The following is a 21,050-nucleotide window of genomic DNA, read 5'->3' as shown; positions in this document are numbered from 1 at the left end:
TGGGAACCTGACCCCAGGCGTTGGCCCATTGTGCCTCCACATGCCGTGTGATATCCGACTGCAAACCAACTGGCCAACGCCCATGACGCGCATCTCCCGGGTTGTCCTGACGATGTGCCTGCTGGGGCTGGCGGCCTGCTCCAGCCTGCCCGAGCGGCCGGTCCTGCCCGACGCCTTCGCCCAGCCACCGGCGGCCGAAGGCGAACTGGCCCGGCGCACCGGGCCGGCCGAATCCCGCCATCCCGGCCAGTCCGGCTTCCACCTGCTCAGCAACGGCACCGAGGCCTACGCCCTGCGCATGTACAGCGCCCAGGTCGCCACCCGCAGCCTCGATGTCCAGACCTATATCTGGCACGCCGACCTGACCGGCAAGATGCTGGCCCAGCGCGCACTGGCCGCCGCCGATCGCGGCGTGAAGGTGCGCCTGCTGGTCGACGACATGGACGCCCGCGCCAAGAACGCCGGCTTCGCCGCGCTCGACGCGCACCCGGACATCGAGGTCCGCATCTTCAATCCGTTCGCCAGCCGCAGCGGCAAGGCCAGTCGCGTCGGCGAGCTGGGCACAAGCTTCGACCGGCTCAACCACCGCATGCACAACAAGAGCTGGATCGCCGACAACCGCGTCGCGGTGGTCGGCGGGCGCAACCTCGGTGACGAGTACTTCGGCGCCAGCGCCGAGAGCAATTTCGTCGACCTCGACCTGGCCATGGTCGGCCCGGCGGTGCGCCAGGTCAGCGGCAGTTTCGACCGCTACTGGAACGCACCGAGCAATTATCCGATCGCCACGATCAGCCCCGACGCGGTGACGCCCGAGGCGCTGGCGAAGCTGCGCGGCGACCTGCAGGGCACGCCGGCCGAACTGGCCGCCAGTCCCTATGCAACGGTGCTGCGCGAAGACCCGGACGTGCAGCGCATTCTCGACGGCGGTACGCGGATGCACTGGACCGCGGAGTGGACGTTCGCCAGCGACGACCCGCTCAAGCTCAACCTCAAGGGTAATGAAACCGCGATGGATCGCTCGGCGGTCCTGTCGACGCTGACGCCGGCGATCCACGCCGCACAGCGCCAACTGCACCTGATCTCGCCGTACTTCGTGCCCGGCGAGGTTGGCACGCAATCACTGGTGACATCGGCCATCGCCGGCACCGACGTGCGCGTGCTCACCAACTCGCTGGCCGCGACCGACGTCGCCGCCGTGCATGGCGGTTATTCGCGCTACCGCGAGGACCTGATCGACGGTGGCGTGAAGGTGTGGGAGCTCAAGCCGACCCGGGACGCCGCATCGGGCTTCAGCCTGCGTGGCTCGTCCGGATCGAGCCTGCACACCAAGGCGGCGATCATCGACGAGCGCCAGGTGTTCGTCGGCTCCTACAACCTCGACCCGCGCTCGACCTCGATCAATACCGAGCAGGGCGTGCTGGTCGCGCATCCGGCGCTGGCGCAGGAACTCGAACGCATCTTCCAGGAGCAGCTGCAGGGCAGCCGCGCCTGGCGCGTCGAGCGGGTGGACGACAAGCTGCAGTGGAGCGACGGCACGCAGACCTTCACGCGCGACCCGGACGCCAGCGGCTTCCGCCGCTTCCAAGCCTGGCTGATGAAGGTGCTGCCGCTGCAGTCGCAGCTCTAGGAATCGCACCTAGGCCGGCGCGTCGACGTCGTAATGGACCACCGCGGGCTCGAACTCGAGCAGGAAGCGGTCGTCTTCCGGGTAGTACTTCGCCCGGGTGACGTCGCTGCCGGCGAAGGCCTCTATCGCCGCCAGCGACTGCCAATGGGTCAGGATCAGGAAGTGCGCCAGCCGGCCGTCCACGCGATGCATCAGGCTGACCGACAGGTTGCCCGGCGTGCCGCGGTAATCGGGCACGGCACGCTGGCGAAGGAATGCCAGGTACTCCTCGGCGTCCTCGCGCAGCGTGATGCCGTGCCACAGGCGGGCGATCATGTCAGCGCGGCAGCATCAGCTCGTTGAGCAGCAGGGCGAGCGCGCCGAGACGCGACACCCCGCGCGGCTTCCGGCGCTCGCCGCCATCACGCGGCGCAACCACGCCGCCGGGCGAGGCCTGGGCATCGTCGCCATCCTGCGCGAGCGAAACCGCCAGTTCCGGGTTCTGGATATAGCCGTGCTGGAACAGCAAACCGGTGTAGATGTTCATGGCCAAGTCCTTGTTGCCTTGAGTGGAAGGCAACGTTAGACCCGGACGAATCGACGAAAAAGCGATTGTTTGGCAAGCCTGCCTTGAACCTCGTTCAAGGCTCGGGGCATCACCCGGGGCACGGGCGGGCGGCGCTATGATCGGCCGCACCCGCGCCGCGTATTGGCCGGCGCGAGGTTCCGCTTCTTTCCCGGTTTTTCCTTCCCCCACGGAGATCCAGGCCATGAGTGAGCACGTCTACAAGGCGCTCGAGCTGACCGGCTCGTCGAAGACCAGCTGCGATGACGCCATCCGCAAGGCGATCGAGCGTGCCTCGGGCACCGTCCGCAACATCAAGTGGTTCCAAGTGCTGGAAACACGCGGCCACGTCGAGGACGGCAAGGTCGCGCACTGGCAGGTGACCATCAAGATCGGCTTCACGCTGGAAGGATGACCGGCGCGCGCCGCTTCACAGCAGCGGCGCCATCACCTTGAGATCGTCCAGCCGGTAGCCCTTCGCCGTGGCCCGCGCCTTGATCTGTTCGAACAGGGTGCGGTCCATGCCAGGCGTTCGCGACAGCACCCACAGGTTGTCGCGATCCGGGCCGCCGACGACCGCCCAGCGGTACTGCGGATCCAGGTCGATCACCCAGTAGTCGGCCCACACCATCGGCACCCACGACAGCCATTCCGGCGCGAAGCGGACTTCCAGTTGCCCCGGCTTGGCGCCGACCGGTCGCGCCACGCCTTCGGACACGTCGCGCGTGCCATCGCTGGTGCGGCAGGCATTGCGCACACCGACCGTGCCGTCGGGCTTGGGCGTGTAGGTGGCGGTGATGTCACCGACGCACTGGCGCTGCCAGAACATCGGCAGGTGCGCGATTTCGTGCCACTGGCCGCTGTAGCGCTGCAGGTCCAGCGCGGGCACCGGTGCGTTGGCCGTGGTGCTGGCCTGCGCCTGCGCGCGCGCGCCGGGAGCAATCAGTGAAGCCGTGGCAAGCGTTGCTGCGAGGATCAGGCGTTGCATGGCATCTCCTGGAAGGTCAGGGAGATGCAGGGTCCCGATCGTGGCGTTGATGCGGCGTGAGAAACCAGCCGAGCGCGCGCGCAGTATTCAGCTTTGCCAACGTGCCGCGACGATCACATCCACTCAAGAAGGAACCAGGCCGCGACCGACGTATGCGGTGCCAGCACGATGGGCTCCAGGTTGAAGGCATCCGGCGGTCCGCTCTGCGGCTCGACGCAGGTGGCGTGCGCGGCCGCGTCGTAAACCACCCAGTGCACGCAATCCGAGGTCAGGCGGATGCGCTGCCCACCGCGCTCGACGAGCACGGGAAGGTCGTTGATGAAGCAGTCGTCCCACGGCCCCGGCGTTGGCGCGGTCAGTGGGCGGATGGCGATGCCATCGGCATCGCGCGGGTAGATCATGCGCGGCTCGAACTGCATCCGGTCCGGCTTGCGGAACCACGGATGCCAGCCGATCGTCGCCGGCATCGCCTGCTCGCCTGCGGTCGCCGACAAGGTCAGCCTGATGTGGCGGTGGCCGACTTCGATGCGCTGGTGCGCGCTTCCACCGAAGGGCCAGCGTTCGTCCTGCGGCATCGACAGCGAAAGTTCGGCGTGGTCGGGGCCGTGCGATGGCAGTTGCCACGGCATGGTGAAGCCGACGCCGTGGATGGCGTGCACACCCAGGTTCAGTGGCAGGTGATGGTGGCGGCCTTCGCTGGCAAAGCGACCGTGCCGCACCCGTCCGGCCCACGGCACCATCGGGTAGCAGCCCCATGCGATGGCGGCGCTGTCGTCGCCGTGGCCGACCAGCTGTTCGATGCCGTCGACGCGGATCTGCGCGATGCGCCCGCCCGCTTCCGGCGCGATGTCGACCGCCACTGCGCCCACGCCAATCGTGGTTACCGGGCCCGCCGCCAGCGGAGCCATCGCGTCGACGCGAGGATCACTCCCCATACGGATGGATCGTCCCGATCTTGCCGTCGTCGTCGTAATGCAGCTCGGTGACCTTGATCGAACGCAGGTGCGTCACGCCGCCCGACAGAATGGAGTCGTGGTAGAACAGGTAGGTGCGGCCCTGGAATGCGCAGATGGAGTGATGCGTGGTCCAGCCCACCACCGGCGTGAGGATCGTGCCCTGGTAGGTGAAGGGCCCGTACGGGCTGTCGCCGACTGCATAGCACAGGAAGTGCGTGTCGCCGGTCGAGTACGAGAAGTAGTAGCGACCCTGGTGCTTGTGCATCCACGACGCTTCGAAGAAGCGCCGGTCGTGGTCTCCGGCGCGCAGCGGCTGGCCGGCCTCGTCGAGGATCAGCACTTCGCGCGGCACTTCGGCGAACTGCTTCATGTCGCCACTCATGCGCGCGACGCGCGCGCCCAGCGCCGGCTCGCCATCGGCCGGCTCGACGTGCGCCGGGTCGTAGGCGTTGTCGCGGTACTTCTGCAGCTGACCGCCCCAGATGCCGCCGAAGTACATGTAGTGCTCGCCATCGTCGTCGGCGAACACCGCCGGATCGATCGAGTAACTGCCTTCGATCGCCTCGGGCTCGGGCACGAACGGACCTTCCGGCCGCGCACCCACCGCCACGCCGATCTGGAAGATGCCGTCGGCGCGCTTGGCCGGGAAGTACAGGTAGTACCTGCCGTCCTTGCTGGCCGCGTCGGGCGCCCACATCTGCCGCTGCGCCCACGGCACGTCCTTGACGTGCAGCGCCACGCCGCAGTCGACGGCCTCGCCGGTGGGCGAGTCCATGCGCAGGACGTGGTAGTCCTCCATGCCGAAATGACCGCCGTCGTCGTCGAACGGCAGCCCGGCATCGATGTCGTGCGACGGATAGATGTAGAGCCTGCCGTCGAACACGTGCGCCGACGGGTCGGCGGTGTAGATGTGGGTGACCAGCGGCTGCGAGATGGCCTTCGCAGCCAGCGCCTTCAGCTCGTCGGTATCGATGTCGTCAGCCATGGCGGTTGCCTTCGCGTTCGGGTTGCAAATGGAATTCAGGCCGCGCTGCCGGCCTGCAGCCTGCGCGCACCCAGTTCCTGCTCGATGCGCGACTCCATCGACTTGTTGATCTGGTACAGGAACAGCAGCACGACGCACAGCAGCAGCGGGATCGAGCAGTAGATGCTCACCGCCATGCGGATGCCGTCGATGGTCTGCGCCGACTGCACCGGCTCGCCGGCCTGGTAGCCGTAGTAGGCCAGCAGCCCGGCCACCAGCGCGCCGCCGACGCTCAGGCCGATCTTCAGGCCGCACAACATCGCCGAGAAGATGATCGCGGTGGCGCGGCGGTAGTTGCGCCACTCGGAGTAGTCGGCGACGTCGGCGATCATCGCCCACAGCAGCGGGATGGTGATGCCGTAGAAGAAGCCGTGCAGCACCAGCGAGACGAACACCAGTGCGACTGCCGTCGGCGGGTAGAAGAAGAACGCCAGCAGGAAGATCGTCGAGACGAACAGCGCCCCACCGAACACGTCCCGCTTGCCGAAACGGTCGGCGAGGCGCTTGGAGAAACCGATGCCGACGATCATCGAGATGATGCCGGCGGCGTTGAACATGCTGTACGCCGAGGTCGGCGCATCCTTGGGCCATTGGAACTCGGTCAGGCCGATGCCGGTAAGCGCGGCATTGAGCCCGCCGATCAGGCGGTTGAAGCCGACGTCCTCGAGGAATTTCGCCAGCGCGGCCGGATCGAGGTAGTACTGGAAGTAGTAGATGTACGAGCCGCCCTTCAGTGCCAGGGTCACGAACACCAGGATGGTCAGCGCCAGCATCACCATCCACGGACGGTTGCGGGCCAGGTCGGCCAGGTCCTGCCTGACGCTCGACTTGTGCTCGGGCGCGGCCACGATCCGCTCGCGCGTGGTGAAGAAGGTGATCAGGAAGAACACGGTGCCGACCACGGCGAACAGCATCATGGTGTTGTGGAAGCCGCGCACCTTGTCGCCGCCGCCGAGGATCAGCACCAGCGGCAGCAGCAGCACCTGGATCACGAACTGCGCCAGCATCACCGCGACGAAGCGGTAGGACGACAGGCTGTTGCGCTGCGCCATCGAACCGGTGAGCACGCCGCTGAGCGCGGAGTACGGCAGGTTGTTGGCGGCATAGATCATCACCAGCAGGATGTAGGTCGCCAGCGCATAGACCACCTTCCCCTGCTCGCCCAAGTCGGGCGTGCTGAAGGCCAGCAGCGAGAACACGCCGAACGGAATCGCCGTCCACAGGATCCACGGACGGAACTTGCCCCAGCGCGTGTTGGTGCGGTCGGCGGCAAAGCCGATGATCGGGGTGAACACGAACGCACCGAGCATGCCGCCGATGAAGATGATGGTGGCCGCCGTGCCGGCCGGGATCCGGTAGACGTCGGTGTAGAAGAAGGCCAGGAAGGCGACCAGGGTCTGGAAGATCAGGTTCGCGGCGAGGTCGCCGAGGCTGTAGCCGACCTTTTCCCTGACGGAAAGAATTTCAGATGTGCCGTTCATTGACCACTGCTTGAGGAGGGTGGAAAAGCGTCCTGCGTCGCGTCCCGACCCAGGCCCTGGTTTGACAGCCCCAGTATGGCGCGGCTCGCCCGTTGCCGAAGCAGCGGGCGGGCCACGCGGTGGTTACCCACCGACTACCGCATCAGAACGTACCGCGAACACCCAGCAGCACGGTGTAACCCGGCTCGTAGTACTCGTAGGCAGCGTTGTCGAACGCGAAGGTCTGGCGCAGCGGCTCGCTGGTGATGTTGATCACGTTGAGCGTGATCTGCGGCTGCGAACGGATGTTGGCCAGGGTGTAGCTGGCCGACAGGTCGAGCTGGCCGCGCGAGTCGAGGTAGCGACGGGCGTACGGGATGCCGTTCTCGTTGAAGCCCGAGGTGATCATCTCGTCGGTCCAGGTGTACGACAGGCGCACCGAGGTGATGTCGTTCTCCCAGTAGGCCGTGGCGTTCCACAGGTTCGGGGCGACGCCGATCGCGACGGCCGGCACGCCCTGCCCTTCCGAGGTCTGCTTGACGTTGGTGTAGTTGGCCGTGAAGCCCAGGCCTTCGACCAGGCGGTCGAGCGGCTGCACCCACGTCGCTTCCCAACCCTGGATCTTCAGGGTGCCGTCGGCGTTGACCTGCTGCTGGACCGTGACGGTGGCGTTGTCCGGGCCGCCGCGCTGGTCGAGCGCCAGCTGCTGCGACGGCAGCAGGCTGTCGTACGGGATGCCCAGGTCGTTGAACGGAATCGTGTTCGTGCCCAGGACGGTGAAGCCTTCGATGTCCTTGCGGAAGTAGGTCAGGCCGACGTAGCCCTCGGCACCGGTGTACCACTCGCCACCGAGGTCGAAGTTGGTCGACAGGTACGGCTGCAGGTCCGGATTGCCCTGCGAGGCCTGCTGCGCGGAGATGTCGCTGAAGTTGGTGTTCGGCAGCATGTCGCTCGGGTTCGGACGCGTCAGCGTGCGCGAACCGGACATGCGCAGGACCACGTTCTCGGCTGCATCCCAGGCCAGGTTCATCGACGGCAGCATCTTGTCGTAGTCCGACTGCAGCGTGCGCCACACGCGCGTCGTGCCGGTCTGGACCGGGCCGCTGGTGGTCTGGTCGGTGCTGACGTAACGCACGCCGGCGTTGATGCGCAGCGGACGGTTCCACACCTCTGCCTCACCGTTGGCCTCGACGTAGGCGCCCAGGTTCTGTTCGTCGATCAGGCCGGTGGTGGCGGCGGTGTTGGACGAACCGGACTCGGGTGCGTTGTCGCGCAGGGCGTAGTAGTTGGTGTCGTTCTTGAAGCGGTCGAAGTCGACGGTGACGAAACCGAACGGACCCGGGCGCAGGTACGACGCCAGCGACGGCTGCGGCACGCCCGCCAGCGGTCCGCCGACGCAGGCCGGACGCGGGTTGGGGACGCTGCCATCGGGGTTCAGGCCGCGGCAGGCCGCGTCTTCCCAGGCGGCGCTGTTGTCGAAGCCCTGGATGCGGCGCGACGCCTCGTCGTAGGCGATGCCGACGCGGATGTTGCTCTTGTCCTCGCCGAACTGCAGGTCGGCGCGGGCGCCCTTGGTCTCGACGACGCGCTTTTCGTTGTTGATGTTGACGCGGCCACCGGCCCAGGTCCAACCGGCGTTGGGATCATTGAGATCCACGCCCGTCGTCCAGGTCGGGGTGTCGCCGCCGTTGTTGTTGTACTGGACCGTGGTGAACGGCGTGTTCACCAGCACCGTCGGCGATTCGCGGAACAGCCAGCTGCGGCTCATGTTGGCCTGGAAGTCGAGCTTCAGGTCGTCGGAGAACCAGAACGTGCCGCCCGGATTGACGTTCCAGAACTTCACGTCCTCGATGTACGGGCGTGCTTCCAGGAAGAACTGGGCATTGGTGAAGGTGGCGCTGGTGACGACGTTGTTGGCGTCGACCTGCATGTTCAACGGGATCATGTTGCCGTTGCGGCCGATCAGGTTGATGTCGATGCGGTCGTTGGTGCGGTGCGCCTGCGTGTACATCGTGTCGAGGTAGAACTGCGCGCTTTCGTTCGGACGCCATTCCAGCGAGCTGACGAAGGCGTCGCGGTCGCGGTCGCCGGACATGTGCACCGGACGGCCGAGGCGCGGGATCAGCGCTTCGCTGATCTGCTGGATCGACAGGCCGGGGTTGTTGGCCAGCAGGAAGTTGCTGTCGATCAGCGTGCCCGGGACCAGGCCGGCGCCGGCGGTGGTCGGGACGCGGTCGGGGATGCGCCAGTTGCCGCCGCCGCCGACGTTGCAGTTGGCGGGCTGGATCGTCATCGACGTGCCGGTGCCGCACTGCACCTGGGTCAGGCCGGGGTTGGTCCAGCCGACCGACTCGAAGCCTTCCACGCCGATCTTGCCCTTGACCGAAGACAGGCCGACGAGGGCGCCGAAGGTGTTGTCGGCGTTGGTCCAGCTGCCGATCAGCGAACCGCGCGGGCTGTACTCCTCGCTGGTCTCGTTGTAGTCGCCCTGCAGCGAATAGGTCAGGTGCGTGCCGGGGTTGTCGAACGGACGCGCGCTGCGCATGTCGACCACGCCGGACACGCCGCCTTCGAGCTGGCTGGCGAGCGGCGTCTTGCTGACCGACAACTGGGTGAAGAACTCGGTCGGGAACAGGTTGAGGTCGACTTCGCGGTTCTGGTTCTGGTTGTTCAGGCCGATCGACGCGGTGGCGATCGAGGAGCCGTTGAGCGTGGTCTTGGTGAAGCTGCTGCCGAGGCCGCGGATGGCGACGTTGAGGCCTTCGCCGTTGACGTCGCGGGCCAGCTGCACGCCCGGGATGCGGTTGAGCGACTCGGCGATGTTGAGGTCCGGGAACTTGCCCATGTCCTCGGCGAACACCGTGTCGGTGACGTTGACGGCGTCGCGCTTGGCCTGGGTCGAGTACTCCAGGCTCTTGCGGAAACCGGTGGCAACAACGCGGTCAAGATTGACCGCATCCTGCGAACCGGCCGGCGCCTGCGCCGCCGTGGCGGCGGTGTCTGCCTGCGCGACCTGGGTCGGTGCCTGCTGCGTGCCGGCCTGCTGCGTGGTCGCCTGCTGCGTCTGTGCCTGCTCTTGCGCCTGTGCCAGCGCCGAACTGCTGGCCATGCCGAGCAGGGCGATGCCCAAGGCGCGCGACAAGGCCGTTCTTGCGAAATGCGTTTGCACCGTACTCCCCTCCCGTTTCTGGTGTCTGCACCGGCGCGCGAACCGTGTCGCTGCGCAGGCGAGGCTTGGTTTTTGTTGTTTGGCTACAACACTCGTGACGCGACAAATCCGTCTGAGGCAATCCGGGCGGATGGTAGCGCTACCATTTTTGCCCCGCACGCTGCATAGCAACATGAGCGATTTCGCCCCTTCCGGCCGGAGTTTTCCGCACGCCAGATTTCGCAACATGCAGGACCTGAAGCGATTTTCAGTCTGTGACGGCCGTCGAACAGCAGTAGCCCGGTCCCCGATCCGTGTGCTAATGCTAGCGCTAACACTTAGCTCCACTGCGTGCGAAAACGCAGGGAAAACCGCGATGACACGATTCGCCAGACCCGCGCATGACGCGTTGCACTGCAGCAATTTTCCTCGCGCCTGTCGCACTGCGGCGACACTGGCGCAGGTCCGGACGGGGGTCGCATGAGCGAGGCAACCACGAGCGCAGGCTCCCCCGCGGCGCCGGTGGCGAAGGTCGGCATGTACCGCTGGCGCATCTGCGCCATGCTGCTGCTGGCCACCACCATCAACTACATCGACCGCCAGGTGCTCGGCGTGCTGGCGCCGTTCCTGCAGACCGAGATCGGCTGGAACGAGATCGAGTACGGCTACATCGTCACCGCCTTCCAGGCCGCCTATGCGATCGGCCTGCTCTGCGCCGGCGCGATCATTGACCGGCTCGGCACGCGCATGGGTTACGCCATCGCCATCAGCATCTGGAGCCTGGCGGCGATGAGCCATTCGCTCGCCGCCACCGTGATTGGCTTTGCCGCCGCGCGCTTCGTGCTCGGCTTCGGCGAAGCCGGCAACTTCCCCGCCGCGATCAAGACCGTGGCCGAATGGTTCCCGCGCAAGGAGCGGGCGCTGGCGACGGGCATCTTCAATTCCGGCTCCAACATCGGCGCGATCGTGGCGCCGATGATGGTGCCGGTGGTGGCAGCCACGTGGGGCTGGCAGGCGGCGTTCCTGGTCACCGGCGCGCTCAGCGCGACCTGGCTGGTGGCGTGGCTGGTGATCTACCGCACGCCGGAGGAACAGCCCAGGCTCAGTGCCGGCGAACTGGCCTACATCCGCAGCGATCCGCCGGAGCCTTCCGTGCGTGTGCCGTGGGCGCGCATCCTGCGCCATCGCCAGGCGTGGGCGTTCGTCGCCGCGAAGTTCATCACCGACCCGATCTGGTGGTTCTTCCTGTTCTGGCTTCCGAAGTTCCTGCACGCCGAGTACGGACTGACCCTGCTCGGCCTGGGCCTGCCGCTGATCGTGATCTTCGTGATGGCCGACGTCGGCAGCATCTTCGGCGGCTGGCTTGCCGGTCGCTTCATCCGCATGGGCTGGAGCGTCAACCGCGCGCGCAAGACCGCCATGGGCATCTGCGGCCTGGCCGTGGTGCCGATCGTGTTCGCCGCGAATGCCGACAACCTGTGGCTCGCGGTCGGCCTGATCGGCTTGGCGACGGCCGGCCACCAGGGCTGGTCGGCCAATGTGTTCACGCTGACGTCGGACATGTTCCCGCGTCGCGCGGTGGCGTCGGTGGTCGGCATCGGCGGCTTCGCCGGCGCGGTCGGCGGCATGATGATCGCCACCTTCACCGGCTTCCTGCTGCAGACCACGGGCAGCTACGTGCCGGTGTTCCTGATGGCGGGGTCTGCCTATCTGATCGCGCTGCTGGTGGTGCACCTGCTGGCGCCGCGCCTGGAGCCGGCGCAGCTGGATGGAGCGGGCGCATGACCTACATCAAGGGGGATGCAAGGATGAAAGCACTCATGTTGGCCCTGCTCGCTGCCCTGCCGCTGACGCTGCAGGCGCAGGGAGCACCGCTCGCCGCCGGGCAGCAGAAATTCCTCGGCAGCGTCCACAGCCCGACCCAGTTGGCAGGGTTCGACAGCTACTGGAACAAGGTCACGCCGGAGAACGCCGGCAAGTGGGGTTCGGTCGAAGCGGTGCGCGACCAGATGGACTGGTCCGGGCTGGACGCGGCGTACAAGTTCGCGAAGAGCCACGGTTTCCCGTTCCACATGCACGTGATGGTCTGGGGCAACCAGCAGCCTGAGTGGATGGAGAAGTTGCCACCGGCAGAGCAGCGCGAGGAGATCGAAGAGTGGTTCGCCGCCGTTGCGCAGCGCTACCCGGACCTGGACTACGTCGAAGTGGTCAACGAGGCACTGAACGACCCGCCCAACAAGGACGACGAAGGCGGCGGCAACTACATCAACGCGCTCGGCGGCAGCGGCGCCACCGGCTGGGACTGGATCGTCGAGTCGTACCGCCTCGCGCGCAGGACCTTCCCGCACGCGAAGCTGCTGATCAACGACTACAACATCACCAACAAAGACGAGAACACCCGCCGCTACCTCGAGATCATCGAGTTGCTGCGCAAGGAAAATCTCGTCGACGGCATCGGCGTGCAGGGCCACGCCTTCGCCACCAAGCCCGACATCCCGATGTCGGTCCATCGCGCCAACCTCGATCGCCTGGCCGCGACCGGGCTGCCGATCTACGTGACCGAGCTCGACATCGACGGCGCCACCGACGCGCAGCAGCTCAAGGACTACCAGCGGATCTTCCCGGTGTTCTGGGAGCATCCGGGGGTCAAGGGCATCACGCTGTGGGGCTTCCGCCCGGGCATGTGGCGCACCAAGGAAAAGGCCTACCTGGTGCGCAGGGACGGCAGCGAACGGCCGGCGCTGTCGTGGCTGCGCGGCTATGTGCGCGGCGTGACCGGACCTGCTTCCTCCACCGCAACCGCGAAGTGATGGCAACGAAGAGAACCGCACGATGAGCACCACGAAAGTACTGGACCTGCACCCCGACCGCCTGTTCCCCGCCGAATCCGGCGCACGCGCGATCGCGCGACGCCTGTACGGCCAGGTCGCGCAGCTGCCGATCATCAGCCCGCACGGCCACACCGATCCGTCGTGGTTCGCCGGCAACGAGGCCTTCGCCAACGCCACCGAACTGTTGCTGATCCCGGACCACTATGTGTTCCGCATGCTCTACAGCCAGGGCATCGAGCTGGACGCACTGGGCATCCCGCGCCGCGACGGTTCGCGTTCGCCGGTGGATCCGCGCGCGGCATGGCGGCTGTTCGCGTCCAACTTCCACCTGTTCCGCGGCACGCCGTCGTCGATGTGGCTCAACCACGTCTTCCACGAAGTGTTCGGCCTGCGCGAGCGCCTCGATGCCGGCAGCGCCGACCGCTACTACGACCACATCACGGCAGCGCTGCAACAGCCGGAATTCCGGCCGTGTGCGTTGTTCGACCGCTTCCGCATCGAGCTGCTGGCGACCACCGAATCGCCGCTCGATCCCTTGCAGCACCACGCGCAGATCCGCGCCAGCGGCTGGCCGGGCCGCGTGGTCACGGCCTATCGCCCGGACCCGGTGGTCGACCCGGAGCACGAGGAGTTCGCTGCGTCGCTGGAGCGCTTCGGCGAAATCACCGGCGAGAACGTCTACACCTGGGACGGCTACCTGCGCGCGCACCGCCAGCGCCGTGCCGCCTTCGCCGCGATGGGTGCAACGTCAACCGACCACGGCCACCCGACCGCCGCCACCGCCGACCTGCCTGCCGACGAAGCGCGGCGCCTGTTCGAGAAGGTGTCGCGCGGCGGTGCGAGCGCGGCCGAAGCCGAACTGTTCCGCGCCCAGGTACTGACCGAGATGGCGGCGATGAGCCTCGACGACGGCCTGGTGATGCAGATACACCCCGGCTGCTTCCGCAACCACAATGCGCGCCTGTTCGAACGCTTCGGCCGCGACAAGGGCGCGGACATGCCGATGCGCACCGACTACGTCAACGCGCTCAAGCCGCTGCTCGACCGCTTCGGCAACGATCCGCGCCTGCGCGTGATCGTGTTCACCCTCGACGAGAGCACTTACGCGCGCGAACTGGCGCCGCTGGCTGGTCACTATCCGGCGCTGTTCCTCGGCCCGGCGTGGTGGTTCCATGACGCACCCGAAGGCATGTGGCGCTTCCGCGAACAGACCCTCAGCAGCGGTGGCTTCTACAACACGGTCGGCTTCAACGACGACACGCGTGCGTTCCTGTCGATTCCGGCACGGCACGATGTGGCGCGCCGCGTCGATTGCGCGTTCCTGGCCAAGCTGGTCAGCGAACACCGCATGGACGAGGACGAAGCGGCCGAGCTTGCCGTCGACCTGGCCTATCGCCTGCCGAAGCAGGCTTACAAGCTGTGAGGTTGTTGCGCCGCCTCCGCTTCGTGGTGGCGCCGATGCTGGTGCTGATTGCGTCCACGACCGCACATGCGGGGGACGCGTCAGCGCGCGAGCGCATCCCGATCAACGGTGGCTGGCGATTCCACCAGGGCGACCCGCCCGGGCTGTCGACGCGGCTGGACTACGACGTGCGGCCGAAGGTGACGGACAACCAGGACGGCAAGGCCGCCGATGCGCGTCCCGAGGAGGCCGAACAGGTCGCTGCGCAGGCGCAGGGCGTGCTCAAGCCCTGGATCCTGCCCAGCGGCAACGCCTTCATCGGCGACCCGTCGCGGCGTCATGTGCGGCCGGCCGGCGACCCCGGTAGCGACGTCCCGTTTGTGCAGCCGAAATTCGACGACCGCGCCTGGCAGCAGGTCACCCTGCCGCACGACTGGGCCATCGCCGGGCCGTTCCTGCGCGAAGGCCCGTACGGCGGCATGGGCCGACTGCCGAGCTGGGGCATCGGCTGGTACCGGCGCAAGCTGGACATTCCGTCGAGTGATCGTGGTCGCTCGGTCTTCCTCGATGTCGACGGTGCCATGTCGTACGCGACGGTGTGGCTCAACGGCCATCTCGTTGGCGGCTGGCCATACGGCTACAACTCGTGGCGCGTAGACCTGACGCCGCACCTCAAGCCCGGTGGCGACAACCAGCTGGCGATCCGCCTCGACAACCCGCCCGATTCGGCGCGCTGGTATCCCGGCGGCGGGTTGTACCGGAATGTCTGGCTGAGCAAGGTCGACCCGCTGCACGTGGCGCACTGGGGCACGCGTGTGACGACACCGCAGGTGTCGGCCGACGCGGCGACGATCCAGCTCGATGCGACCGTCGACAATGATTCCGGACGCAGCACTGACGTCGAAGTTGCCACCGAGATCGTGGCGCTCGACGAGTCTGGCCAGCGAACCGGCGATGTGGTCGCGCGCATCGCGCCAATGCGCACCAGTGTCGCCGCTCGTTCCAGTGCGACCGTCACCGGCACGACCACCCTCGCCCGCCCGCGGCTGTGGGGCCCGCCGCCGACACAGCGGCCGAACCGCTATGTCGCCATCACAATGGTCTCGCGCGGCGGCCGCATCGTCGACCGTTACGAGACACCTTTCGGCATCCGCTCGGTCCGCTTCGACGCCAACGAGGGGCTGATCGTCAACGGCGAGCGCATCGTCATCCGCGGCGTCAACAACCACCATGACCTCGGTGCGCTGGGTGCCGCCTTCAACGTCCGCGCGGCCGAGAGGCAACTCGAGATCATGCGCGACATGGGCGCCAATGCCGTGCGCATGAGCCACAACCCGCCGGCGCCGGAGCTGCTTGAGCTGGCCGACCGCATGGGTTTCCTGGTGGTCGATGAAGTGTTCGATTCCTGGGAGCGCAAGAAGACGCCGCTCGATTTCCACCTGATCTTCAAGGACTGGCACGAGCCCGACCTGCGCGCGATGCTGCGCCGCGACCGCAACCATCCGTCGATCATTGCATGGAGCGTCGGCAACGAGGTCGGCGAGCAGTACACCGGTGAAGCCGGCGCGGCGATCGCCAAGCGCCTGCACGAGATCGTCCGCGAGGAAGACCCGACCCGGCCGACCACCAATGCCATGAACTGGGCCAAGCCGGACATGCCGCTGCCGGCGGTGCTCGATGTGATCGGCCTGAACTACCAGGGCGAAGGCATCCGCGACACGCCCGAGTTCGAGGGCACCGAGCGCATCCGCACGCCGCCGCAGTACCCGGCGTTCCACGCGCGCTTCCCCGACAAGGCGATCGTCAGCACCGAGACCGCATCGGCGCTGAGCAGCCGCGGCGTGTATCTGTTCCCGGTGACGAAGGAGACCAGCGCGCCGGTCCGCGACGGCCGTGGCGGCGATTCGAAGATCCGCCAGGTCAGCGCGTACGAACTGCACGCGGTGGATTTCGGCTCCAGCGCCGACAAGGTCTTCGCCTCGCTCGACCGCAACCCCTATGTCGCCGGCGAGTTCGCCTGGACCGGGTTCGATTACCTCGGCGAGCCGACGCCCTACTACGACTCGCGCAGTTCCTACTCCGGCATCGTCGACCTCGCCGGTTTCCCGAAAGACCGCTTCTACCTGTACCAGGCGCGCTGGCGCCCGGACCTGCCGATGGCGCACCTGCTGCCGCACTGGACCTGGCCGCGACGCGAGGGCCAGGTCACGCCGGTGCATGTATTCACCTCCGGCGACGAGGCCGAGCTGTTCGTCAACGGCAAGTCGCAGGGGCGCCGGAAGAAGGGCCCGTACGAGTACCGCCTGCGCTGGGACGACGTGGTGTACCAGCCCGGCGAACTGCGCGTACAGGCCTACCGCAACGGCAAGCCCTGGGCCGAGGCACGCACGCGCACGGCCGGCGCCGCGGCAACGCTGGACCTGCAGCCGGATCGACGGCAAATCCGGGCCGACGGCAGCGACCTGTCGTTCGTGACATTGCGCATACTCGACCGCGACGGACAGCCCGTGCCCGATGCCGCTTCGCTGGTTGAATTCAGCGTCGAAGGCCCCGCCGAGATCGTTGCCACCGACAATGGAGATCCGACCGACATGACCCCGTTCCCGTCGCACCAGCGCAACGCATTCCATGGCCTTGCACTGGTGGTCCTTCGCAGCAAGCCGGGCCAGGCCGGCACCGTCACGCTGCGTGCGACGTCGGCGCAACTGCAGGCCGCGCAATCCACGGTACAGGTGCGCTGATGCGCCGCCTCCCGCTCCGCGCCACGCTTCTCATCACGCTGCTGGCGACAGCAGGCGCATGCACACCGGCAGTCGATACCGCCGCCACGCGCACGTATCCGACCGTCGGACACATCATCGTCTACGACGACGCGCTGCGCTCGATCGTCGCGCCTGACGCGCGCATCGAGCGGATCGCTGAAGGCTTCACCTGGTCCGAAGGGCCGCTGTGGATGCGCGACGGCGGCTACCTGCTGTTCAACGACGTGCCCGGCAACACGATGTATCGCTGGTCGCCGCGCGACGGACTGTCGGTGTTTCTCAAGCCATCGGGTTACGGCGGCACCGATGTGGAAGGCTTGCGCGAGGCCGGCGCGAACGGGCTGGAGGTCGAACCGGAAGGCACGGTGCTGCTCGCCGACTCGGGTTCGCGCCTGATCGCGCGCCTCGACCCGGCGACAAAGCACAAGACCGCGCTTGCCGCTGCTTACCAGGGCAAGCGCCTCAACAGCCCCAACGATGTCGTCCGCCACGGCAACGGCTCGGTGTACTTCACCGATCCGCCCTACGGATTGAAGGGCATCGACGAATCGCCGCTGAAGGAGCAGGCCGCGAATGGCGTGTACCGCCTGGACCGCGACGGTTCCGTGCACCTGCTGGAAGGCGGCCTGCGCTTCCCCAATGGCGTCGCGTTGTCGCCCGACCAGCGCACGCTCTACGTGGCCAACTCGGACGAAAAGCGCCCGGTGTGGATGGCATACCGGCTGGACGATCGCGGCAACGTGCTCGACCGGCGCGTGCTGGCCGATGCATCGGACCTGGTCGCCGCCGGCGCCAGCGGCGCGCCGGACGGGCTGTGCATCTCCAGCGACGGCCACCTGTTCGCCAGCGCGCCCGGCGGGCTGCTGGTGATGGATGCCAACGGCAAGCGGCTGGGCCTGATCGAAACCGGCAGCCGCGTGTCGAACTGTGCCTTCGGCGACGACGGCCGCACGCTGTACCTGACCTCGCACACGTTTGTCGCGCGCGTGCGAGTGGCGGTGACCGGGCTGGGGTTCGGACACCCGACCGGTAACGGCGACTGACCGGAGCAACCGGCCGCGGCAGGTAGCCGCGGCTTCGTTCGCTATAATCGCCCCGTTCTCCACGTCTCTCCGAGGTGTTGCGCCATGCGCCAGTGATGCCGCCGTCGTTCTGACGGCCTGACCGCCTCCATCCCATCCGGGTGGATCGGCCCATGGCATACCTGGAGTCCGCATGACCTCGCCCTTGCTCGCGCTCGAGCGCGTCGCATTTGTCCTGCCCGATGGCAGGCCGCTTTTCACCGATCTCGATGTCCAGCTCGACCAGCGCCGCACCGGCCTGGTCGGTCGCAATGGCGTGGGCAAGAGCTTGCTCGCGCGCATCCTCGCCGGCGACCTTGCGCCGACCGCCGGGCACTGCCTGCGTGCGGGATCGGTGCACTACCTGCCGCAGCAGATCGTGCCTGCCCACGGCGCCAGCGTCGCCGCCATCGCCGGCGTGCAGCCGGTGCTGGACGCGCTTGCGCGGATCGAAGCCGGCAGCGTGGACGTAGCGGATTTCGACCTCGTCGCGGAGCGCTGGGACATGCGCGAACGCATCCAGTCCGGACTCATCGAGTGCGGCCTCGGCAAGCTGCGGGCGGACCTTCCCGCGGCCTCGCTCAGCGGTGGCGAACTGACGCGTGTCGCGCTGCTTGCAGCGCGGCTCGGCGAAGCCGATTACCTCGTCCTCGATGAGCCCAGCAACCACCTCGACCGGGAGCAGCGCAGCGCGTTGCTGCACCAGCTGGGCCAATGGCCGCGCGGATTGCTGGTGGTGAGCCACGACCGCGAACTGCTGGAATCGATGGAGCGAATCCTCGAACTGACGCCGGCCGGATTGCGCGACTATGCCGGTGGCTACTCGCTGTACGCACGGGAGCGTGCAAGCCAGCAGCAGCAAGCCGAACGTGAGCTGGCGCGGGTGAAGGTCGAGCGCCGCCGCGGCGAAGCCCGCATGCGCGAGGAGCGCGAGCGCCAGCAACGCCGCCAGTCGCGCGATTCCAGGCAGGCGCGCGACGCCAATCAGGCGAAGATCCTGCTGGGCAACCAGAAGCAGTGGAGCCAGGCCAGCGCCGGCAAGTTGCAGCACCGGCACGCCGACCTTTCCGCCAAGCTCGCCGACGACGTGCAGCAAGCGGCCCGGCACGTCGAGTCCGAGACGGGCGTGGCGTTGTTCGCGCCCATGCCGCCTGCGGCGTCGCAACGCCGCGCGGTGCGTCTGGAACAGGTGCTGGTGCCGTTCGGGGCCGCGGCGTCCCATCCGCTCGATCTCGATATCGGCGGTTGCCAGCGCATCGGCCTGGTGGGCGCCAACGGCAGCGGCAAATCGACGTTGCTGAAGCTGCTGGCCGGCTCGGTGGCGCCGGCAGGCGGCCGCTGCGAGGTCCATGTGCCCACTGCCTACCTGGGCCAGCAACTGGAAACGCTGGCCGCGGATGCGACACCGCTGCAGTCGCTATCGCAGGCCAATCCGTCCGCCGAGGAGGCCGAGCTGCGAACACGCCTGGCACTGCTGGGGTTGCCGGCCGAAGCGGTGCTGACGCCCAACCATCGGCTCAGCGGCGGTCAGTGCCTCAAGGTCGCGCTGGCGTGCGCCGTGTATCGCACCCGGCCCGCCGAGCTGTTGTTGCTCGACGAGCCTACGAACCACCTCGACCTTGCTTCGGTCGAAGCGCTGGAGCTCATGCTCCTGCGCTATCCCGGCGCGATGGTGGTGGTGTCGCACGACGAAGCATTCCTGCAACGCCTGGCGCTGGATGCACGGCTCGAGGCGCGTCCACAGGGTTGGCAGTTGACGCTGCTCTAGGCGTCAGTCCGACAGGGCGCGCCAGACCGCGGCTGGCGTGCCGTCGCCCAGTCGGGCGTAGGCGTCACGCACCGCATCGACGAAACGCGCGTCGGCCGAGAGTGGCGCGAAGATCGAATCCAGTGCCAGGAACCTTGCGACGTCGTCGTTGGCATCGCCGGTCGTGGCGCGGCCGACTTCCACCAGCATCTCCGCCATCGGATCGACCAGCGCCACGCCAATGCGCGCCTGTCGACGAACGAACTGCATCCACGCCGCCACCGGCAGGCACAGCAGGTCGATCGGGCGGCCCGCGGCGAGTGCATCGCTGATGGTGCCCAGCAGGCGCACCGGCAGCTTCTGCGAGCCGTCCCATGCGATCTGCAGCAAGCGGTGCTGGATCGCAGGATTGCGGAACCGCGCGAGGATCGCCTCGACGTAGGCGCCGGCATTGAAGCCCGCCGGCGCCTTCACGTTCGGCACGATGCCGTCGTGCATCAGCCGCTCGACGAAGCCGGCCAGCACCGGCGTGGCCATGGCCTGCGCGACGGTCTCGATGTCCATCAGCGCGCCCAGGTAGGCCAGCGCCGAATGCGGTGCGTTGAGCAGGCGCAGCTTGGCGCGGTCGTAACCGGCGATGTCGCCGCTGAGGGTCACGCCAACCTTCTCGAACGCGGGCCGGCCGTTGCAGAAGCTGTCCTCGACCACCCACTGCGTGTAGGCCTCGCGCTGCACCGGCCAGGCGTCGCTGCAGCCCAGCTGTGCGGCGACGCGTTCGCGCAATGCGTCGTCGGTGGCCGGTGTGATGCTGTCGACCATCGAACAGGGGAAGGCCACTTCGGCCTCGATCCAGCGCGCGAGCTCGGGATCGAGCTTCCACGCAAACTGCACCACGGCGCGCGCGAGCTTGCGGCCGTTCTCGGGCAGGTTGTCGCAACTGAGGACCGTGAACGGCGGCAGGTGCAGCTTGCGCCGTACCGAGAGTCCGGCGACGACGTAGCCGATGGCGCCGTTCGGTGCATCCGGTGAGGCCAGGTCGTGGACGATCTCCGGATGGCTGAGGTCGAGGTCGCCGCCGGCCAGGCAATAGCCCTTCTCGGTAATGGTCAGCGTGACGATGCGCACCAGCGGGTCGGCCAGGCGCTTGAGCACCTGCTCGCGCTGCTCGCGGGCGAACAGCAGTTCGCGGATCGAACCGATCACGCGCAGCGAAGGGTTCTGGCCGAGTAGTGCCAGTGCGTACAGGCCGTCCTGCGGCTGCAGCGCGTCGCGCACGTCGCGGCTGTTGAGGCTGACGCCGCAGATCGCCCAGTCCGGTTCGCTGGCGAGCACGTCGTCGAGGTAGACCGCCTGGTGGGCGCGATGGAACGCGCCCACGCCGATATGGACGATGCCGATACGGGTGCCGGCGCGATCGTAGGCGGGACGAATGACGTCGGGCGGCAGTGTGGCGAGTGCAGCCTGGTTCAAGCGGTGGGACATACGTTTCCTTCAAGGAGT

16 protein-coding genes are annotated in these 21,050 nt (G+C 67.5%); 8 read left to right on the top strand and 8 right to left on the bottom strand.

All coding sequences use genetic code 11. The features are described from left to right. Nucleotides 1-82: 82 nt before the first annotated feature. Nucleotides 83-1,627 (top strand): phospholipase D family protein, encoded by a 1,545-nt coding sequence (locus ACFOPO_RS17790; RefSeq protein WP_386705001.1) that lies wholly within the window; start codon nucleotides 83-85, stop codon nucleotides 1,625-1,627. Between the two features lie 9 nt (nucleotides 1,628-1,636). On the opposite strand, the gene ACFOPO_RS17785 is transcribed toward ACFOPO_RS17790, so the two are convergent. Further along, nucleotides 1,637-1,942, bottom strand: coding sequence for an antibiotic biosynthesis monooxygenase (locus ACFOPO_RS17785; RefSeq protein ID WP_386705000.1), 306 nt, complete (start codon nucleotides 1,940-1,942; stop codon nucleotides 1,637-1,639). Between the two features lies 1 nt (nucleotide 1,943). Then, nucleotides 1,944-2,153, bottom strand: a complete 210-nt coding sequence (locus ACFOPO_RS17780; protein ID WP_386704998.1) for a hypothetical protein — start codon at nucleotides 2,151-2,153, stop codon at nucleotides 1,944-1,946. A gap of 223 nt (nucleotides 2,154-2,376) precedes the next feature. Here ACFOPO_RS17780 and ACFOPO_RS17775 point away from each other — a divergent pair, with 223 nt between their 5' ends. Further along, on the top strand, nucleotides 2,377-2,586 hold the full coding sequence (locus ACFOPO_RS17775) for a dodecin (protein ID WP_386704996.1): 210 nt from the start codon (nucleotides 2,377-2,379) through the stop codon (nucleotides 2,584-2,586). Between the two features lie 15 nt (nucleotides 2,587-2,601). Here ACFOPO_RS17775 and ACFOPO_RS17770 read toward each other — a convergent pair whose 3' ends face one another. The 5 genes from ACFOPO_RS17770 to ACFOPO_RS17750 form a co-directional block, all read right to left on the bottom strand. Continuing rightward, entirely contained in the window at nucleotides 2,602-3,159 is a 558-nt protein-coding gene (locus ACFOPO_RS17770; protein ID WP_386704995.1) for a lipocalin family protein, read from the bottom strand. A gap of 113 nt (nucleotides 3,160-3,272) precedes the next feature. Further along, nucleotides 3,273-4,094, bottom strand: coding sequence for an aldose epimerase (locus ACFOPO_RS17765; RefSeq protein WP_386704994.1), 822 nt, complete (start codon nucleotides 4,092-4,094; stop codon nucleotides 3,273-3,275). Continuing rightward, the gene (locus ACFOPO_RS17760) at nucleotides 4,084-5,100 is read right to left on the bottom strand and encodes a glycoside hydrolase family 43 protein (protein ID WP_386704992.1); all 1,017 of its coding nucleotides are present in this window, start codon (nucleotides 5,098-5,100) and stop codon (nucleotides 4,084-4,086) included. Before ACFOPO_RS17760 ends, ACFOPO_RS17765 begins: the two co-directional genes overlap by 11 nt. A gap of 35 nt (nucleotides 5,101-5,135) precedes the next feature. Then, on the bottom strand, nucleotides 5,136-6,620 hold the full coding sequence (locus ACFOPO_RS17755; protein ID WP_386704990.1) for an MFS transporter: 1,485 nt from the start codon (nucleotides 6,618-6,620) through the stop codon (nucleotides 5,136-5,138). A gap of 142 nt (nucleotides 6,621-6,762) precedes the next feature. Further along, complete coding sequence (locus ACFOPO_RS17750) at nucleotides 6,763-9,768, bottom strand: TonB-dependent receptor (RefSeq protein ID WP_386704988.1); 3,006 nt, start codon at nucleotides 9,766-9,768, stop codon at nucleotides 6,763-6,765. Nucleotides 9,769-10,227: 459 nt separating this feature from the next. On the opposite strand from ACFOPO_RS17750, the gene ACFOPO_RS17745 reads away from it, so the two are divergent. From ACFOPO_RS17745 to ACFOPO_RS17720, 6 genes are all read left to right on the top strand, one after another. After that, nucleotides 10,228-11,532, top strand: a complete 1,305-nt coding sequence (locus ACFOPO_RS17745) for an MFS transporter (RefSeq protein ID WP_386704987.1) — start codon at nucleotides 10,228-10,230, stop codon at nucleotides 11,530-11,532. Nucleotides 11,533-11,555: 23 nt separating this feature from the next. Beyond that, nucleotides 11,556-12,557 carry an endo-1,4-beta-xylanase gene (locus tag ACFOPO_RS17740; RefSeq protein ID WP_386704985.1) on the top strand — a complete coding sequence of 334 codons (1,002 nt, stop codon included), beginning with the start codon at nucleotides 11,556-11,558 and terminating at the stop codon, nucleotides 12,555-12,557. Nucleotides 12,558-12,579: 22 nt separating this feature from the next. Beyond that, nucleotides 12,580-14,001, top strand: coding sequence for a glucuronate isomerase (gene uxaC / locus ACFOPO_RS17735; protein ID WP_386704983.1), 1,422 nt, complete (start codon nucleotides 12,580-12,582; stop codon nucleotides 13,999-14,001). Between the two features lie 35 nt (nucleotides 14,002-14,036). Continuing rightward, nucleotides 14,037-16,721 (top strand): beta-galactosidase GalB, encoded by a 2,685-nt coding sequence (gene galB / locus ACFOPO_RS17730; protein WP_386705018.1) that lies wholly within the window; start codon nucleotides 14,037-14,039, stop codon nucleotides 16,719-16,721. Beyond that, a complete protein-coding gene (locus ACFOPO_RS17725; RefSeq protein WP_386704981.1) occupies nucleotides 16,721-17,785 on the top strand; it encodes an SMP-30/gluconolactonase/LRE family protein in 1,065 nt (354 codons plus the stop codon). Before galB ends, ACFOPO_RS17725 begins: the two co-directional genes overlap by 1 nt. 172 nt (nucleotides 17,786-17,957) lie before the next feature. After that, on the top strand, nucleotides 17,958-19,571 hold the full coding sequence (locus tag ACFOPO_RS17720; protein WP_386704979.1) for an ABC-F family ATP-binding cassette domain-containing protein: 1,614 nt from the start codon (nucleotides 17,958-17,960) through the stop codon (nucleotides 19,569-19,571). A gap of 3 nt (nucleotides 19,572-19,574) precedes the next feature. Here ACFOPO_RS17720 and ACFOPO_RS17715 read toward each other — a convergent pair whose 3' ends face one another. Then, a complete protein-coding gene (locus ACFOPO_RS17715) occupies nucleotides 19,575-21,032 on the bottom strand; it encodes a mannitol dehydrogenase family protein (protein WP_386704977.1) in 1,458 nt (485 codons plus the stop codon). Nucleotides 21,033-21,050 lie beyond the last annotated feature (18 nt).

Origin of the sequence: Lysobacter sp. GCM10012299, assembly GCF_042649405.1 — a bacterium.
Taxonomy (GTDB): domain Bacteria; phylum Pseudomonadota; class Gammaproteobacteria; order Xanthomonadales; family Xanthomonadaceae; genus Lysobacter_J.
Note: the sequence above shows the minus strand (reverse complement) of the source record. Positions and strands in the feature narration are given on the sequence as shown.

What these genes read in the sequence shown, in the direction of transcription:
- ACFOPO_RS17775 (WP_386704996.1), top strand. Translation starts at nt 2,377, where the DNA reads ATGAGTGAGCACGTCTACAAGGCGCTCGAGCTGACCGGCTCGTCGAAG.
- ACFOPO_RS17780 (WP_386704998.1), bottom strand. Translation starts at nt 2,153, where the DNA reads ATGAACATCTACACCGGTTTGCTGTTCCAGCACGGCTATATCCAGAAC.
- ACFOPO_RS17725 (WP_386704981.1), top strand. Translation starts at nt 16,721, where the DNA reads ATGCGCCGCCTCCCGCTCCGCGCCACGCTTCTCATCACGCTGCTGGCG.
- ACFOPO_RS17745 (WP_386704987.1), top strand. Translation starts at nt 10,228, where the DNA reads ATGAGCGAGGCAACCACGAGCGCAGGCTCCCCCGCGGCGCCGGTGGCG.
- galB (WP_386705018.1), top strand. Translation starts at nt 14,037, where the DNA reads ATGCTGGTGCTGATTGCGTCCACGACCGCACATGCGGGGGACGCGTCA.
- ACFOPO_RS17765 (WP_386704994.1), bottom strand. Translation starts at nt 4,094, where the DNA reads ATGGGGAGTGATCCTCGCGTCGACGCGATGGCTCCGCTGGCGGCGGGC.
- ACFOPO_RS17720 (WP_386704979.1), top strand. Translation starts at nt 17,958, where the DNA reads ATGACCTCGCCCTTGCTCGCGCTCGAGCGCGTCGCATTTGTCCTGCCC.
- ACFOPO_RS17755 (WP_386704990.1), bottom strand. Translation starts at nt 6,620, where the DNA reads ATGAACGGCACATCTGAAATTCTTTCCGTCAGGGAAAAGGTCGGCTAC.
- ACFOPO_RS17760 (WP_386704992.1), bottom strand. Translation starts at nt 5,100, where the DNA reads ATGGCTGACGACATCGATACCGACGAGCTGAAGGCGCTGGCTGCGAAG.
- ACFOPO_RS17790 (WP_386705001.1), top strand. Translation starts at nt 83, where the DNA reads ATGACGCGCATCTCCCGGGTTGTCCTGACGATGTGCCTGCTGGGGCTG.
- ACFOPO_RS17715 (WP_386704977.1), bottom strand. Translation starts at nt 21,032, where the DNA reads ATGTCCCACCGCTTGAACCAGGCTGCACTCGCCACACTGCCGCCCGAC.
- ACFOPO_RS17785 (WP_386705000.1), bottom strand. Translation starts at nt 1,942, where the DNA reads ATGATCGCCCGCCTGTGGCACGGCATCACGCTGCGCGAGGACGCCGAG.
- ACFOPO_RS17740 (WP_386704985.1), top strand. Translation starts at nt 11,556, where the DNA reads ATGAAAGCACTCATGTTGGCCCTGCTCGCTGCCCTGCCGCTGACGCTG.
- ACFOPO_RS17770 (WP_386704995.1), bottom strand. Translation starts at nt 3,159, where the DNA reads ATGCAACGCCTGATCCTCGCAGCAACGCTTGCCACGGCTTCACTGATT.
- uxaC (WP_386704983.1), top strand. Translation starts at nt 12,580, where the DNA reads ATGAGCACCACGAAAGTACTGGACCTGCACCCCGACCGCCTGTTCCCC.